The organism is Collibacillus ludicampi (assembly GCF_023705585.1).
Classification (GTDB): Bacteria; Bacillota; Bacilli; order Tumebacillales; family BOQE01; genus Collibacillus; species Collibacillus ludicampi.
Genome location: NZ_BOQE01000001.1, coordinates 1167142 through 1183608 on the forward strand (window position 1 = coordinate 1167142; position 16467 = coordinate 1183608).

10 protein-coding genes are annotated in these 16467 nt (G+C 47.9%); 3 read left to right on the forward strand and 7 right to left on the reverse strand.

Annotated features, from left to right (window positions below; translation table 11 throughout):
- Positions 1-64 precede the first annotated feature (64 nt).
- Positions 65-1417 (forward strand): MFS transporter, encoded by a 1353-nt coding sequence (locus DNHGIG_RS05865; RefSeq protein ID WP_282198790.1) that lies wholly within the window; start codon positions 65-67, stop codon positions 1415-1417.
- A 12-nt stretch (positions 1418-1429) separates the two neighbouring features.
- A complete protein-coding gene (locus DNHGIG_RS05870; protein ID WP_282198791.1) occupies positions 1430-2197 on the forward strand; it encodes a sugar phosphate isomerase/epimerase family protein in 768 nt (255 codons plus the stop codon).
- A gap of 303 nt (positions 2198-2500) precedes the next feature.
- On the opposite strand, the gene DNHGIG_RS05875 is transcribed toward DNHGIG_RS05870, so the two are convergent.
- The 3 genes from DNHGIG_RS05875 to glpK form a co-directional block, all read right to left on the reverse strand.
- Positions 2501-3076 (reverse strand): glycerol-3-phosphate responsive antiterminator, encoded by a 576-nt coding sequence (locus DNHGIG_RS05875; protein WP_282198792.1) that lies wholly within the window; start codon positions 3074-3076, stop codon positions 2501-2503.
- A gap of 49 nt (positions 3077-3125) precedes the next feature.
- Positions 3126-4796 carry a glycerol-3-phosphate dehydrogenase/oxidase gene (locus DNHGIG_RS05880; RefSeq protein WP_282198793.1) on the reverse strand — a complete coding sequence of 557 codons (1671 nt, stop codon included), beginning with the start codon at positions 4794-4796 and terminating at the stop codon, positions 3126-3128.
- A 159-nt stretch (positions 4797-4955) separates the two neighbouring features.
- A complete protein-coding gene (gene glpK, locus DNHGIG_RS05885; RefSeq protein WP_282198794.1) occupies positions 4956-6458 on the reverse strand; it encodes a glycerol kinase GlpK in 1503 nt (500 codons plus the stop codon).
- A gap of 226 nt (positions 6459-6684) precedes the next feature.
- On the opposite strand from glpK, the gene DNHGIG_RS05890 reads away from it, so the two are divergent.
- Complete coding sequence (locus tag DNHGIG_RS05890; RefSeq protein WP_282198795.1) at positions 6685-8427, forward strand: YcdB/YcdC domain-containing protein; 1743 nt, start codon at positions 6685-6687, stop codon at positions 8425-8427.
- A 116-nt stretch (positions 8428-8543) separates the two neighbouring features.
- Here DNHGIG_RS05890 and DNHGIG_RS05895 read toward each other — a convergent pair whose 3' ends face one another.
- From DNHGIG_RS05895 to DNHGIG_RS05910, 4 genes are all read right to left on the reverse strand, one after another.
- Positions 8544-10175, reverse strand: coding sequence for a M20/M25/M40 family metallo-hydrolase (locus DNHGIG_RS05895; RefSeq protein ID WP_282198796.1), 1632 nt, complete (start codon positions 10173-10175; stop codon positions 8544-8546).
- 27 nt (positions 10176-10202) lie between these two features.
- Complete coding sequence (locus DNHGIG_RS05900; RefSeq protein WP_282198797.1) at positions 10203-11798, reverse strand: amidohydrolase; 1596 nt, start codon at positions 11796-11798, stop codon at positions 10203-10205.
- A 448-nt stretch (positions 11799-12246) separates the two neighbouring features.
- Positions 12247-14859 carry an S-layer homology domain-containing protein gene (locus DNHGIG_RS05905; RefSeq protein WP_282198798.1) on the reverse strand — a complete coding sequence of 871 codons (2613 nt, stop codon included), beginning with the start codon at positions 14857-14859 and terminating at the stop codon, positions 12247-12249.
- 310 nt (positions 14860-15169) lie between these two features.
- Positions 15170-16459, reverse strand: coding sequence for an MFS transporter (locus DNHGIG_RS05910; protein ID WP_282198799.1), 1290 nt, complete (start codon positions 16457-16459; stop codon positions 15170-15172).
- Positions 16460-16467 lie beyond the last annotated feature (8 nt).

The following is a 16467-nucleotide window of genomic DNA, read 5'->3' on the forward strand; positions in this document are numbered from 1 at the left end:
GAAAAGGAGTAATTCCAGATATCTGTTCAAGAAACAATGATAGAATCCGAAAGGAGTTGAAGATATGAGCTTTCAACATCTAGACTCTGCACATCTGAAACGCTTCCAAAGACGAGTTACTCTTTTGTCGGCTGCAGGTACATTTCTTGATGGCTATGATCTGACTGTTATAGCAGTCACGTTGCCTTTCCTTGTGAAACAATGGCACATAAGCCCAGCTCTTTCAGGTCTGGTAGCTTCTTCTGCCGTAATCGGTGTGTTAATTGGTTCTTTAGTTTTTGGGAATTTAACCGATACATTTGGAAGAAAAGCGATGTATGTAATCGATCTACTTTCATTTGTCATTTTCGCAGCTTTAACGGCCTTTGCTCAGAACGTTTGGCAACTCATCATATTCAGATTCCTTCTGGGACTTGGTATCGGGGCTGATTACCCCATATCCGCTACTCTTGTCGCTGAATTTAGCTCATCCGAGCGACGTGGGCGCCAGGGAACGTCATTAGCGGCAATCTGGTTTGTCGGTGCAGTTGCTGCATACGTCGTTGGCATTCTTTTTATGCCGTTTGGGGCAAATGCATGGCGGTATATGCTACTTTTAGGTGCTATCTTTGCGCTCGTCGTCTTTTTTCTCCGATCCACAATTCCGGAATCACCCAGATGGTTGGCATCGAAAGGACGAATTAAAGAGGCAGAAGAAATTCTGAAGCGACTGACAGATCAACAGGTTGTTTTGGCAAATGAGACTCATGAGAAACATGGTTTGATTGACATCTTTTCTGGTAAACTGTGGCGCCGTACACTTTTTGTTTGCGGCTTCTGGTTTACTTACGCTGTAGCCTATTACGGGATAACTATGTATACCCCGACGATTTTAAAAGCATTCACACATGGTTCTCAAACCAGCGCGAATATTGGGTCCGCTATCATAAGTATACTCGGGGTTTGCGGCGCGGTACTCGGATCCTACTTAGTAGAAGTGTGGGGACGTCGACCACTTATGATTCTCGCTTTCTCAGGTCTAACAGGTGCCTTAGCTATATTGGCTGTAAATCCACATCCAACGATGAATTTTTTGGTTATTCTCTTTAGTTTAGCGGTCTTATTTGCCACCATGGGACCCGGGATTCTCAATTTTGTATATCCGACAGAGTTGTTCCCCACAAGTATAAGAGCCAGTGCATCCGGATTTGCAACAGCCCTTAGCCGAGTTGGCGCTATTCTTGGAATCTTGGTTTTCCCTAATTTAGTGACTTCCTGGGGAATTGGTCCCGCGCTTTGGCTTTTTACACTTGCAGGTCTCATCGGGCTAATCTTCTCCATTTGGTTGGCCCCGGAAACCAAAGGACGCAATTTAGAAGATTTGAACGATGAGAAGGAATCGCACTTTAAAAAAAATGAAATTTTGTTAAATAGATAGGAGACTACCTAAATGGAATTGTGGCTTAGTCTATGGTCAATAGGTCCTAATCTTACGGAAACTGATTTATTGAAAATTAAAGAGGCCGGTGTTCAGGGAGTAGAAATTTGGGCTGAGCATCTGAAAGCGGATGAATACCTGAGGTTGGCAAATCGATGCGGACTCAAGACGGGAATGCATTTACCGTTTCATGATTTGAATCTGGCAACTTTTGATCCTGTTGTTGCGGAGCGCACTCTTGAAGTTCTTTCGGAATGGATTCAACGTTTAGCCGACCATAGAGCAGAACACGCGGTTCTACACGCCGGATACGCATGGGCGTATGAAGACCGACATGAAGCGCTATTTAAAGTAAAGGAACGTTTACATGTATTAGTTGATATTGCAAGCAAGGCTGGAGTTCAATTATTACTTGAGAATCTCATACCGGACAAGCTAAATTATACCCATAACTTTGCTTCGACTGTTAAAGAATGGACTGAACTGCTCACTGATTGTAATCTCGGAGCTTGTCTGGACATTGGTCATTTGGCCATCATGGAAGAAGATCCAATAGATACCCTAAAAAAACTGGGAGATCGTCTTATGTCCGTTCATTTTTCGGATAACGATCGAGCAGCAGATCTACATTTGCTCCCTGGTGACGGAAGTAATATTACAGCAGGTTTATGTGATTACCTAAAAGCTGAGGGATTTACGGGCCCCTTAGTATACGAAATAAATCCATATCGGTATACAATGGATGAAATTCTCCTGAATGTAAGGGATGCTCGATTGTAAGGCATCATGGACACTCGTTAAAACAAGCCTGGCTGACCGCCAGGCTTGTTCAGCATGTAGACAAAGTACCGAAGGATCTATTTCTATTCTCGAAATCCCGCCTTAACGGCAGGCTGGGTGAAGTTTATACAGACTTGATGATCATGATTTTCTTCCAAATACCACATGGTTCGTATTCGCTTTCTCATATTCTTGGTGGTGCATGAACCATTTCAACAAGAAAATTGCGCGGGTTACCATGCAAGCACCGCCGATCCTTGTCGATACTTGGTTTTCAATAGGGGTTTTGGTTGTAATGGCAGATCATAGATTTGATATACTTCGCGACAACCGGCTCTCATACTCCCACAAATGTGTTTTGCTCGTCGAAACCGCAAGGGCCCCGGCTTCAAAGAATGTTTCCAAGTCTTCTTCCCGTTCGATAAATCCTCCCAAGATGATATTCGCTCCCGTACTCTCCTTGATTTCGGCAATCTTCGGGTAGGAATAGGAAGGAAGCAGTTCAATGAAATCCGGTTTTCCGTGCTCCGCTGTTTTCAAGATCGTCTTCACGGAATGCGAATCAATCATGAACCCGCGCTGAACGGTCGTCAATCCGAACTTTTTGGCATGCAGGAGACTTGAAGTTCTCGTGCTGATAATCCCGTCGATCTTAATGTCTTTGGCCAGATAGTGAATGGACGCCTCGTCCTCTTTGATTCCCTTGATCAAATCCAAATGGAGAAAAATCTTTTTATTTAGCCGCTTGACAATCTCTACGAGAGGGCGCAGGTGGATGATCTCGCCTTCCAGCAGAAAAATTGTGTCCGAGGGGGCGGAGGCGGCTTTCTCCAACTCCTTAAACCCCCTGACTGCAGGAATCACCGTATATGGCTTCATGAGGCTCGGTCACCTCTTTATCGTTTTCTGTGCAATTGTTCTGCAGATTCTATACGAATTGTACCGCATTTCTGTATTCTTCTTCAAACTGCTCCAGGAAGGAAAGCTTTTGTTCTTCGTTCCATTCAAGAAGTTTTGCCATTTCCTCCAGCAGAATCCGATAAACCGGTTCCAGCGTTTCACGTTCAAAGAACAACCTTCCCGTCCGTCGGATCAAAAAGTCGTTTAAATTCACTGCCATTTCTTCTTCGATGCAGTACGAGAGTTCCGCACACATGAGCAGCAGGGAAGGATCTTTCTCTGGATGGGCCGCACGAAGTTCGAGCGCTTTCTCCATGATTTTCGCTGCATTCGTCCCGAACCTGCCGACCAGAACAAGGACTTGTTCTTCACTGATGCCCATTTGAGCACCGGCTTTCGCGTGGATGATTCTCACGAACGCAGGAATTTGCTCCGGGTGAGAGAAATCGCCCCCTGCCAACACGATCTTGTCAGTCGTACACTCGTGAAACTCTCTCCCTTCTTCCGTCTTTAATTCCTGAACGACCAGATCCACCACTCGTTCCGCCATCTTGCGGAATCCGGTCAGTTTTCCGCCGGCAATCGTAATCAATCCCGATGGAGAATGAAAAATCTCATCTTTCCGCGACAGTTCGGACGGCAACTTACCGTCTTCATGGATCAGGGGACGCAGGCCCGCCCAACTGGAAGTGATATCTTCCTCTTTCAGACGTACCGACGGGAACATATGATTCACCGCTTCCAAAAGATAGGCCACATCATCTTTGGTGACGCGGGGGGTTTCCAGATTTCCGTGATAATCGGTGTCCGTCGTGCCTATATAAGTCGCCCGATCACGCGGAATGGCAAAGATCATACGTCCGTCCGGCACATCAAAATAAACGGACTGGCGCAGGGGAAGCCTGTGACGCGGGACAACAAGATGTACACCTTTTGTCAAATGGAGACGTTTTCCGTATAACGACTTGTCTTTTTCCCTTACTTGATCCACCCAAGGCCCGGCGGCGTTGACAACTTTCTTCGCAAAGATTTCATACTTTTCTCCCGTCAAAACATCTCGCACTTGTACCCCGATCACTTTCTGATCTTTGTACAGAAATCGGGTGGCTTCCGTATAGTTCACACAAAGAGCCCCATAGGAAGCGGCCGTCTTGATCACTTCAATCGTCAGCCGCGCATCATCGGTACGATACTCGATGTAAAGCCCGCTCCCTTTCAATATATCTTTTCGCAGCAGAGGCTCAAGTTCCTCCGTATGACGCTTGGAGAGCATGACTCTTCGTTCTTCTTGGGCGACCCCGGCCAACCGGTCATAGATCCACAGACCGATGGATGTTGCCAATCTCCCATACGTACCGTTGGCGACCAACGGGAGCAGCATTTTTTCCGGAATCACGATGTGGGGAGCGTTCCGGTACAAAGTATCCCGTTCCCTCCCCACTTCTTTGACCAGGTTGACTTCCCCCTGCTTCAAATAGCGAAGCCCGCCATGAATCAGTTTGGTCGAGCGGCTGCTCGTTCCCGCTCCAAAATCCTGTTTTTCCACCAATCCCACATGCAATCCGCGGGAAGCCGCATCCAAAGCAATGCCCGCACCGGTAATTCCTCCACCGATGATGATGACATCCAATGGCTCGTTCGCCATGTCTTCAAGATACTGCCTTCGGTTCTTCGTTGAAAGCTGCCTCTCTCTTTTCATATCCAGTCCTCTCCCATTCGAAGTAAAAAAAAGACCACAACAAAGGCAATCTATTCTTGGAATTTGAATAGTAGCCTGTGTTGTGGTCGTCTCCAAATCTCAGACCGTTACACTATGTTATTGTTCCATCACAATTATATCCCATTTGCTTTCGAATTTCTACTCTTCGTCTTTTTCCCAATTCAAAGTTCTTTTAACCGCTTTCTTCCATCCTTTGTAAAGTTTTGCCCTGGTTTCCTCGTCCATATTCGGCTGAAATACCGCTTGTAAGCGAAAATTGTTGGCGATTTCTTCTTTCGACCAGAACCCGACGGCCAATCCTGCCAGGTAAGCGGCCCCCAATGCTGTGGTTTCGGTTACCGCCGGACGCTCCACAGGGACTCCCAAAATGTCCGCTTGAAATTGCATCAACAGGTTGTTCGTCACGGCTCCTCCATCCACCCGCAATGCCCGCAGCCTGATTCCGGAATCATTTTCCATGGCGCCCAAAACGTCTTTCGTTTGGTAAGCCAGGGAGTCCAAGGTTGCTCGAATGATATGTTCCTTGCGGGTACCACGAGTGAGCCCAAAAATCGCGCCGCGGGCGTACATATCCCAATAAGGCGCACCCAGTCCTGCGAAGGCTGGAACCACGTAAACACCCTCGGTGTCTTTTACTTTGCCGGCGTAGTATTCCGAATCGGGCGCGGAATCAATCAGTTTCAACCCGTCCCGCAGCCATTGGACGGCTGCCCCTGCAATAAAGATACTTCCTTCCAAAGCATATTCCACTTTTCCGTCCAATCCCCAAGCGATCGTGGTCAACAGTCCCGACTCGGAAGAAACCGCTTTCTCTCCGGTGTTCATTAACATGAAGCAGCCTGTTCCGTACGTGTTCTTCGCCGTGCCGGGCTCAAAACAGGTCTGTCCAAACAAAGCCGCTTGCTGATCGCCTGCCACCCCGGCGATTGGAATTTCGGCACCTCCGAACGTTTCCCGATCGGTAACGCCGTAGATTTCGCTCGAGGGGCGGACTTCCGGAAGCATGGAAGCAGGAATGCCGAGTTCATCCAGCAGCTTTTCATCCCATTTCAATTCCTTGATGTTGTATAACATCGTTCTGGAAGCGTTGGAATAATCCGTTACGTGAACTTTGCCGCGGGTGAGGTTCCAGATCAGCCACGTGTCGATGGTTCCAAACAGCAAGTCGCCTCTGGCCGCTTTCTCCCTTGCGCCTTTCACGTTGTCCAGAATCCATTTCACCTTGGTTCCCGAGAAGTAAGCGTCTACCACAAGACCCGTGTTTTCACGAATGTACGATTCCAAACCTTTTTCCCTTAATTCGTCGCAAATACCGGCTGTTCTTCGGTCTTGCCAAACGATCGCATGATATATCGGTTTTCCCGTATTCTTATCCCAAGCCACCGTGGTTTCCCGCTGATTGGTAATCCCGATCGCCGCCACTTCCTGTGGCCGGATACCCTTGGTTTCCAGCACCTCTCTGGCCACACCGCTTTGCGTGCCCCAAATTTCCATAGGATCATGTTCCACCCAACCGGGTTTCGGATAGATTTGGGTGAACTCTTTTTGAGCAACGCCTACCATTTGGCCGGTTTTGTCAAACAAAATCGCGCGCGAACTGGTGGTTCCCTGGTCAAGAGCCAGAATATACTTTTTTTCCATAGATGATCCCCCCCGGATTTCAGTGATCTCTCAAAATTATATTCTTCAATCAAGTGATACCAGGAGAAAAATCATGTATTTTTACAAAATACTTTCTATGATAGCGATAATTTGCAATCTATACTATCCATAAATTAGAATATTTTTACTAGATGTGTTAAATTCCAATTTGAAGGAAAGATAACTAGATAGATCATAGACTTTTTTCGCTAAGGAGGCCGATCAGGTGAAAAATTTGCAAAAACTAGCTACCGCAACGGTTCTCGCGGCAGTGGTATCTACCGTTCCCCAGTCTGCATGGGCAGAGCAACCGGTTCAGGCAAAACAGGAAGCAGAAATCCAGAAACAGCAGGTGCCTGCAGATGTGATTCAGAAAGATCAGGCGATTGCGAAAGTAAGAAACTTGTTTGATGGTTTAAAGGAACTTCCTTACGCCGAAGCCTATTATGTACCAGATCACATTGGAATGTATAGTAACCCGGTCTGGAGTCTTACCTTCTCAAAAGAGAACTTCACGCAGTTGAAACAAGAGCCGCAGAAGAAAAATGAAGATGGTCCGAGAGATGTGCTCCATGCCATATTGGATGCAAAAACAGGACAACTTCTCAACTTTTCGCGCCAAAATCCCGACTGGATAGGAGATAAGGAACCGTCCGCCCAGCAAGCCAGGCAAGCGGCCGCCGATTTCTTGAAAAAAATTGCCCCGGACCTATCCAACCGTGTACAAGTGGACGATGTCAGTAGCGGTACGATGGGTTTTTACAGTCAAAAAGGAAAAAAGGAGTACCGCTGGAGGTTCGCAAGCGTCAACTTTTACGAAACTGTTCACGGAATCCCGTTTCATTCGAACTGTGTGTCTATTCATGTAGACCCATACGGCCATGTTGTCGGGATGAATGTTTTCTTCCGCTTTGACAGTTCGAAACTGCCCGACCCCGCGAAAGCCATTCCTCTTGCAAAAGCGGAAGAGATCTTCTCCCGGCAGTTAAAAATGAACAAGATGTATATGACGGGATATACACAACGAGATGAGAACGGCAAGTTCAAGTGGGTTGAACACCCCGTACTCATGTTCACGCCGAATAACGTGCCTCCGATCAATGCGCTCACCGGTCAACCCGCAGAAACATTCTTTTTCCGGTCATGGAATGAAGAGCCTAAGAAATTCACCTTGGACGGTCTGGGGAAAACGCTACAGGCAGAAAACAAAGAAGAAGCGAAACGTCTCGTAACGGACTTTTTTAAATTAGATCTAACGAAATTCCAGTTTGAAGAACAACAGGATCCCGGGTTCGAATCCGATCGAGAGATGTGGAACTTCAACTGGACAGAAAAAAACACCGGAGGTTCTGCAGAACATCCAAAATTCGTGCACGCGACATTTGATGCGAAGAGCGGTCAGTTGATGGGCTTGTTTATGAATGAAAATGAAAACAGTGATAAGCCCACGATTACTTTAGAAGAAGGTCAAACGAAAGCGTTGGAATTCCTGAAATCCCAACTGCCAACAGGTGAACAGGAAATATTTCTGATGTCTTCGTTCGACGAAAGCAATTTCGAACAACCTCCGAAATGGTACGATCCATCAAAAGAGAAGGCTCAGCAGAATTTTAAGCCTGAACATGTTTACTCGTATACTTTCAATCTCGGCCATCAAGGGGTGCCTATTGCCGATTTAGGATACTCTGTGCAAATTGACGCCGTGACAGGCCAAATCGTCGGTGTCTATTTGCCTGTTCTTAAGCCAATCCATCTGCCGGACAATAAAAATACGGTTTCTGAAGAGGTCGCTAAGGAAACATTTTTGCATGACCAGCCATTACACTTGCTTTATAACTGGCCTGAATTTCACATGCAAATCGCTCCGGAGGGCCAACTGCTTTACGAACCGGATTTCATTCACATGGGTAAATTCAGTTATATCGATGCGTTTACCGGCAAAACGGTCGTTGTGGATGTGAACAGATAGGTGAAAGTCGAACGCGGTCATCCCTCACCCACTGCTTCAAAGGTGGGGGATGAGCTTTTCATCCTCTAATGAACCCGCCTGCACGGCTGTAACCGCCCATTGAACAAGGACGGTGTTTATCGCAATAATAGACGGATGGCAACGGGCATCATATCCAAAAGTGTTTCAAAAGCAAAATCGATATCTAAGCGTTCTGTCCATTTATGGGCATCCCTTCCGACGGGGCCGAGATGGACGACAGGAACGTTGAGCGCTTCCAACTCGGCGACCGGAAGCGAATATCCTTTCTCCCAAAGCGGCATATTGGCACTCAAGGAATGCAAAGAGGCGGAGGAGAACCCAAACCCCGTATAACTGGAGTCGGAAATACCCGAAAAGTAATTTTGCTTCTTTAATGTGACGCCGTGTTTTTCTTTTGCATAGGTGATCATTTCTTGCACGACCTGCCGGATCAACGGATGATTCCGCGAGCTTACAGGTGGGTAGAAAGGAGGAGCAAAGAACAGCACGATCATCGGCCACTTTTCTTTCGCTAATTGGGAGAGGGTATCTACCATATGGATCGATACCTCACGCTCATCTTGGCCCCTTTGATTCACCAGTACATGGTCAAACAGTTCCTTGATTTTTTCTTCGCCGTACGTTTGCAAAACATGCGCGACCAACTCTTCAAACGTCAGAACATTCACGCGTAGAGATTTAGGTGTATAACCCTCCAGTTGCGCGAACCTTTGAGCCTTGTTCGTGTAAGTCCGTTCGATTTCTCGAGCCACCTTTTCAGCCGATCGGCGCAAGTGGTCGACAATGGCTTCCAGCGGTTTTTCCATCAAGAAGAGATTAAACAATGTGACGGCACGATGGGTAACCTGTGTGGAATACGCTTCTTTCAGATCCTTGAAGATGAGATTGGTGGGCGGCGGTGTGACTTCACCCTCTACGACTTCACAGAACTCCGTGTTCAGTTCTAGTTCGTTCGTCATCAGTGAGGCCATGTAGTTTGCATTTAATCCTGAAAATGGTTCGCCGACGTGCGTCTCTTTTCCGCAACAGAAAAATCCTGGCAGCAGTTTCCCATTGGATCCGGTGTAGATATATTGATTCTCGTCTCCCGGGTAACGGGAAAACATCGGCTCCGAATTCAGGCACGCTTTATATTCAAGATCGTAACTTTCGGCCAACTGCAACAATATCGGAACGGCGGCCCTCATTCCCTCCGAGTTGACTTCCTCGTCCGGAACGGTCAACAAGAGCAGATTGCCCGCGAACGAACCTGCACACGCTTGCTCGATCATCGACATATGTAATGCGAGCCCGCATTTCATATCCATGATTCCCCGTCCGAACAGCCAATTCCCTCGTTCCATATCCCGCTGTACATCGATAGGCATCTCATCTTTATGACGAGAATACGTTTCGGTAAGCTCTTGCGGCTGGAAAGCGAGCGACTGCCATTTTCCGTAATCCTGTACATCCACCACATCAAAATGGCTGAGCAGAATGATCGTGTTTCTTGTATCTTCATCTTTTTTGACAAGCGCAGTAACCAGCTTACGCCCGTCATGCAACGGATGCACTTGTACGTGTCCCGGATTTTCCTGAAAATATGGCAATGTTCGCAGTTCCTGTTCAACAGTTTCCGCGATCGCGATTTCTGCTTTCGAACCTGTTACACTGGGGATCTTCACTAGTTTCGATAACAGGTTCACGAGTCCCGCTTTCGTCTGCCATCTCACTGCGCGTGTTTTCATCCGCAACCCTCCATTGTTTTATATCGCCTATCGCTGATAACGAATGTCCCCTTCGGTGATGGTCATTTCAATCTCTGTGTCCAAAAGCTCGTCCGGATCTTCCATTGAGAAAAGGTCTTTCGAATAGACAGTGACATCGGCCCATTTTCCTCTTGTGATCGTTCCTTTTTCGTGTTCCTCATTTGTTGCCAAGGCACCACCCCGTGTAAATAACTTGACGGCGTCAAGCATCGACAATTTCTCTTTTTCGTTCCAGCCTTGATGCGACTCCCACGGTGCCCTGCGTGTGACGGCGGCATGAATCCCCAGAAGGGGATCAATGGGTTCTACCGGTGCATCCGACCCGCCCGCACACATGACTCCGGAAGAAATCATTGTTTTCCACAGATAGGAATTCAGCATTCTTTCTTTTCCAAGCCTTTCAATAACCCAAGGGAAATCACCGACAACGAATCTGGGTTGGATGTCGGCGATACGGCTGGGATGAACCAAGCGATGAATGAGATCCTCACGCAGGATCTGAACGTGTATGAGCCTGTCACGATAAGCGACAGATGGAAATTGATCGAGGATCTGCAAGACGTTTTCGAGGGCTTGATCCCCGATTGTGTGAACGGCGACAGGCATGGAATATTCCCGCGTTTCACGGATGATCTCATAAAGTGTTTCTTGATCATGAATCGCCTCTCCAAATTGATCCGGGGCATCATGATAAGGCTCGGAAAGCAACGCCGTTCTCCTTCCTAATGCGCCATCGGCAAAAATCTTGACGGCCCCAATCCGGAGCCTGTGATTTCCGTATCCGGCGTACATCCCTCTTTCGTTTAGTGCTTTTACGTATGTAGAATCAATCAAAAGGTTGCAGCTCAAACCGATTTGTTCTTCTTCAATCAATTCTCGATACATTCGATACGTTTGATCGAGTCCTCCCAAGTAGCGGAGATCATCGGTATGAACACTCGTTAACCCTTTTCTCAACGCAAGTTCCATCGCTTGTTTCAACGCGTGTTTTAATTCATCGTAGGATCTCTCCGGGATGTGTCGGGTAATCAGGTTTGAAGCCGATTCAAGAAGCAAACCTGTCGGTTTTCGGGTAACCGGGTCAAGAACAACCGTCCCCCCAGGGGGAATCGTTGAGGATGGATCAAAACCACTCATTTCGAAAGTCTTACTGTTCACAAGGAATGCGTGGCAGCAGATCCTTCCCAAAAACACGGGACAATGGGGAGCGATTTGATCTAATTCTTCGAGAGTAGGAATCGTACCGTCTTCAAACTGGTTTTCATCCCATCCCCCGCCCAACAGCCATTCACCCGGCAGAAGTGTATTGGCTTTTTCTCTGATCTTATCCAACATTTCCCTTTTTGATTTTACTCCGGTCAAATCGAGTTCAAGGAACTTTAACGCAACCCCCGAAAGATGAAGATGACTGTCAACAAGCCCTGGTGTGGCCATCTTGCCTTGCAAATCAACGATTTTCGTTCCGGGCCTTCCCCATTGAAGCATCATATCCCGGTGTGTTCCCAGATCAAGAATCCTTCCGTTTTCGACGATGATGGTCTCAACCTGCGGATTGTTTTCATCCAGTGTATAGATGCTTCCATTTGTAAACATGGTTCTCATCAACCGAACCTCTCTTTCTCCCTTTCGTTTAGAGACATCAGCCGAAACGTTAATATTCCTTTGTTTCCCATGTTATATGAAACATAAAATTCAATGATTATACATGATAAAGCATCATTCTCTTTGTCTTTTCACACGATGTATAAAAGTATAAACGAAACCCGTATGCTTTCATTCCGGACACATAAAGAAAAAGACAGGATGTCTCATGCATCCTGTCTCTTATTAAACGAGTGCTTGGGTGGGTGTATCGCTTTGCGCTTGGGTTCGATGAAGGTCGTCCCACCCGGATTCTTAACAGAGGTTGCGGAACGACCTTCAACTCACCTCTGCGCTGCAAAGCGATACGACCCACCCAAAAGCCACTCCATTGCTTGTACATCATCTAATCTCTCTTACCGCTCAAGAAATTTTTTATTCTGTGATGGAGCCGCTATACGACATATGGTTACCATGGGAAGCTAGCAAATTGGTTCCACTCATAATCGGTTGCTGTGCGTCCGCGATAGGTGGAATAGCCGACGGCACCGCCGTCTTTTGCCGCTTGCATGGCCCCTTTGATTTCATCGGCGGTCGGATATTGCCAGGAATCAAACATATTGTAGGACTGGCCGATGATATGGATAGGCTTGTCGCCTACCTTATTGTGCATCGCGGCGATTTCGTCTTTGATCGCATTGTACGCATCCGTATAGGTGTAAGGTCTTTCCTTGTAATGCCAGTACACCATCGGCGCCATGACATCGTAGTACTTCGCCAATGTGGACCAAGGCAGGTTCGGTCTCCATGTCGCCGGATACACCACGGCGATCATCGGATAATAAGGACCGAAATTGTCGCGGATTCCTTTCGAGAACTGCTCGATGTTGTAAGCACTGAGATTCTCTTCGAGGTCAGCCGCGAGACCGTCCACTTGGTCACCGCTGGGTGTCTTATAATTGATCACATTGACAGTCTGTGACGCATCCTTCCACGGATCTTTCAAGTCGGCATAAATCCATCCAAGTACGGCGATGCCCGCGTCGTGCGCTTTCGGGAGGAAATCGTCCAGCGCATCTTGTCCGTAGAAACCGTCCATCGTTGTGGAGACTTCCAGGTACACATGTGTGACGCCCGCAGCCTTGAGGCGATTGATCGTGTCTTGAACCGGGTAGTTCTTCCAGTCGCGCCACATCATCCAGTCTCCTTTGCCGCGGACAAGATCGGCCGCTTCCGTATAGACATACACCGGTTTCGAGATCGTCTTGTTGCCGATCGTCACTTGGATCGTCAAAGGACCTTTGATGTTTTTCGGCGTGAATGTTCCCACCATCGGGTTATCTGTCGTTCCGAACGTTCCCCGGTTGTTATCGTCAGCACTAAATTTCACTCCGGAAGTGATCGCATTGCCCCACGCGTCTTGTGCATTCACCTGAAGCGTCACCGTTTGCAGGGGCTTGATGAACGTGGAAGGCGCCACATGTACGCTCATCTGTGCCGCATCACCGGGAACGACCGTAAACGATGCGGGCGCGTCAAGGGTTATCCCATTGGCGGAAACGTTGGCCGTATATGTACCCGCCCGCGTTTTGCTCACGGCGAAATTGACAGTACCGTTCACAGTCTGCGCTTGCAACGTTTGGCTTCCGTCCGGACCGTTGATGATCATTGTGATCACCCTGCCGTTGTCACTCGTATCCACCTGGCCGTCTTTGTTTTTCACATTGAGAGTTAATGTGACTGTTTGGGTCGGCTTGATTGAACCGTAATTGGTGGAGGTGAATGCGAGATGTTTGCCGTCTGCCGAGCCTGGATTCGTTTGGCCGGGGTTGGGCTGACCAGGATTACCCTGACCGGGATTCGGCTGAGAATCGGCGACGGTCACATCGATGCTTTTGGAGACGGTCGATGAACCCTGTCCTTGTCCTTGCAAAGTCGCCGTGACGGTTCCTTTGCCTGCCTTCTTCGCGACAAAGACGCCACCGTCTTTAACCTCACCGATATCTCCGCTCACACTCCAAACGACCGGCGGATTTGCGATCTGTTTATTGTTGCCGTCGTAGCCGTTCACCGTCAATTTCGTCTCTTGCCCCACTGTTGTCGACAGGGAATCAGGAAGGATCTCCAGACGCTGAATCTGGCCTTTCACTTCGACTTGGGCGCTGCCTGTCAACACGGTCCCATCCGGGTATGTGACAGTCGCCGTCACTTGGCCTGTGCCACCCGTTTGTGCGGTAAAGAGGCCTTTGTCGTCGATTGTGCCGATTCCTCCGCTGACGGACCATTTGACGGGAAGGGAAACCACATTTCCGTCAGGATCCAACGCCGTAACCGTAAACCTTTGTGTGGCCCCGCTCACCAAGGAAACGGTTTGCGGATAGATACTCACGGAACCTTTGGGTTTTTCCACCGGTTTCTCGGGCGGGGTTTCCGGTTGCGGTTCTTCACGGAGTTCGCGGAGTTTATCATCCGGCACATGGATCATATGGGCGATCACCGAAGCTGCCGCCGCACGTGTCGCATGATCGAGCGGTTGAAACGAACGATCTGGATACCCGGACATCACACCGAGATATGCGGAAGCGGCAATCGGCTTTTTCGCATAATCGGCAATATCGTTCACATCACGATAAGACAATGATGAGTTGAGTACGGAATCGGGCACTTGCTTCACTTGCAGAGCGTTCGCGATCATCACGGCCATATCTTGACGGGTGATGTTTTGCTCCGGGCCGAATTCGTTCTCGGAAATCCCGCTGATCAAATGGTTCTTGTAAGCAGTCTGGATATAAGGAAACGCCCAGTGATCTTTGCTTACATCCTGAAAAACCGGGGTTGTGTCCTTATCCAGCGGGAGATTCAAGCTTCTTACCAAGAGGGTGGCAAATTCCGCACGTGTCAACTGGTCATTGGGGTAAAAGCGGTCTTTGCTTTTTCCGGAAACGATACCTTGGGAAACGAGAGCGGAGATCGCCGGTTCGGCCCAGTAGCCTTCCGGTACATCAAGAAAAGGTGTTGCTGCGTAACTGACGGAAAGAGGTAACCACTGCGTCATCGCGACAGCTCCCGCGAGAGCAGTCATAGATAAACGCTTCCTATACGTCTTCCAACTCCTACTCACTCGACAACATCCTTCCTAATTATTGACACAATCTTTTTCGACAAAAAAGTTGGAACCCCTGCTACATCTAGTAAATTTTTCGCTAGAACTTGTCACTTTTTGTAGGTTGGAGGAAATGGGGGATATCGTTAGCAACAGCCTGAGGCATCATACACTTGCACAGAACATCAAAAACAAAATAGCCCTTTATTTCTTATCGAAATAAAGGACTATTTTACAAAGCAGTTATAAAGTTCTGAATCAATCGTTCGTTCCTGTATTCAGTCCCAGCCTAAACAAGCGGACGGTCGGGTCGAACACCAAACCACAAGAGAATCGCACCCAGAACGGGAACAATGCTGAGTAATAGAGTAGTCTCCCAGCCAAGATTCTGCGCCAACCATCCACATGCGATTGGCGATAAAAAAGCCCCGATATTCCCCCAAAGGTTCATCCATCCTGAAACGGAACCAGCAAATTCATTTCCCAAATCATTCGCAACAGCCCACGACGAAACAACAGGCAACCCAAGAGCTCCGAGAGATATCGTTAACCACACCACGTTCATAAGAGGTTGTGTTGCGTGTGCCGCTAAGTACATCGCTACTGTAAAGACGAACAATCCTGCAATTACTAATCCACCACGGGCAAGTAACCTCGATTTTCCTTTACGGATCAATCGATCAGAAAATGCTCCACCTGTCATCACACTCACGAAGATTGCGAGCCAAGGAAAGCTGGCTGCGAATCCCATCTTAGAGAGCGAGAAGTTACGCGCTTCCTGCAAATAAGTAGGTAACCACACCAAAAAGAACGTTACGATGTAAAGCACAACAAAGTATTGTAGCCCCAGCGCCCAAAAGCGTCCGTTCTTAAGAAATTTTCCCCAAGGCGCTTTCGCTTTTCTTTCTGTATCGATAGACCTCCCGTTTGAAATGATCGTCAGTTCTGCCTTGTTAACAAGTGGATGTTGTTCGGGTCTGTTTCGTCCCAACATAAACCATACGACCGCTAACAAAATTCCAATCATTCCGAAAACGTAGAAGACGGAATGCCAACCCCAAACTCCAACAATAGCAACAGTAATCGAAGGCGCAATGACCGGACCGAAATAAGAACCGGCTAAGAGGGCACTGGAGGCCCTTCCCTTTTCTTCTTTCGTGAACCAATAGGAATTGAATACGGCGTTTCCCGGATACATGGGCCCTTCGCCTACGCCAAACAAGAAACGTACGAACGCCAATAGACCATAAGAAGAGACAGCAGCGGTTAGCATCGTAAAAACAGACCACCAGACCAACGCGAGCGACACAATCGATCGGGCGCCAAATTGTTCGGCGAGTAGACCTGCGGGTATTTGAGATACTGCATATCCTATGGAGAATAAGGAGTTGAGCCAACCAAACTGTACCTTATCCATGTGAAAATCTTTCATCATGGCTCCAGCCACAACAGAAATATTTGAGCGATCCATATAGGCGACAAGCCCTATCAAGAAAAACACAAAAGCCAGCCACCACCGCACGCGTGTAGGTGCCGGAGTTACGGTCTCCGTTTTATTTTTAAAAACTGTTTGCGCCATACCGATTC

Coding starts and splice junctions, on each gene's coding strand:
- DNHGIG_RS05865 (WP_282198790.1), top strand. CDS start 65: ATGAGCTTTCAACATCTAGACTCTGCACATCTGAAACGCTTCCAAAGA.
- DNHGIG_RS05870 (WP_282198791.1), top strand. CDS start 1,430: ATGGAATTGTGGCTTAGTCTATGGTCAATAGGTCCTAATCTTACGGAA.
- DNHGIG_RS05875 (WP_282198792.1), bottom strand. CDS start 3,076: ATGAAGCCATATACGGTGATTCCTGCAGTCAGGGGGTTTAAGGAGTTG.
- DNHGIG_RS05880 (WP_282198793.1), bottom strand. CDS start 4,796: ATGAAAAGAGAGAGGCAGCTTTCAACGAAGAACCGAAGGCAGTATCTT.
- glpK (WP_282198794.1), bottom strand. CDS start 6,458: ATGGAAAAAAAGTATATTCTGGCTCTTGACCAGGGAACCACCAGTTCG.
- DNHGIG_RS05895 (WP_282198796.1), bottom strand. CDS start 10,175: ATGAAAACACGCGCAGTGAGATGGCAGACGAAAGCGGGACTCGTGAAC.
- DNHGIG_RS05900 (WP_282198797.1), bottom strand. CDS start 11,798: ATGAGAACCATGTTTACAAATGGAAGCATCTATACACTGGATGAAAAC.
- DNHGIG_RS05905 (WP_282198798.1), bottom strand. CDS start 14,859: ATGACTGCTCTCGCGGGAGCTGTCGCGATGACGCAGTGGTTACCTCTT.
- DNHGIG_RS05910 (WP_282198799.1), bottom strand. CDS start 16,459: ATGGCGCAAACAGTTTTTAAAAATAAAACGGAGACCGTAACTCCGGCA.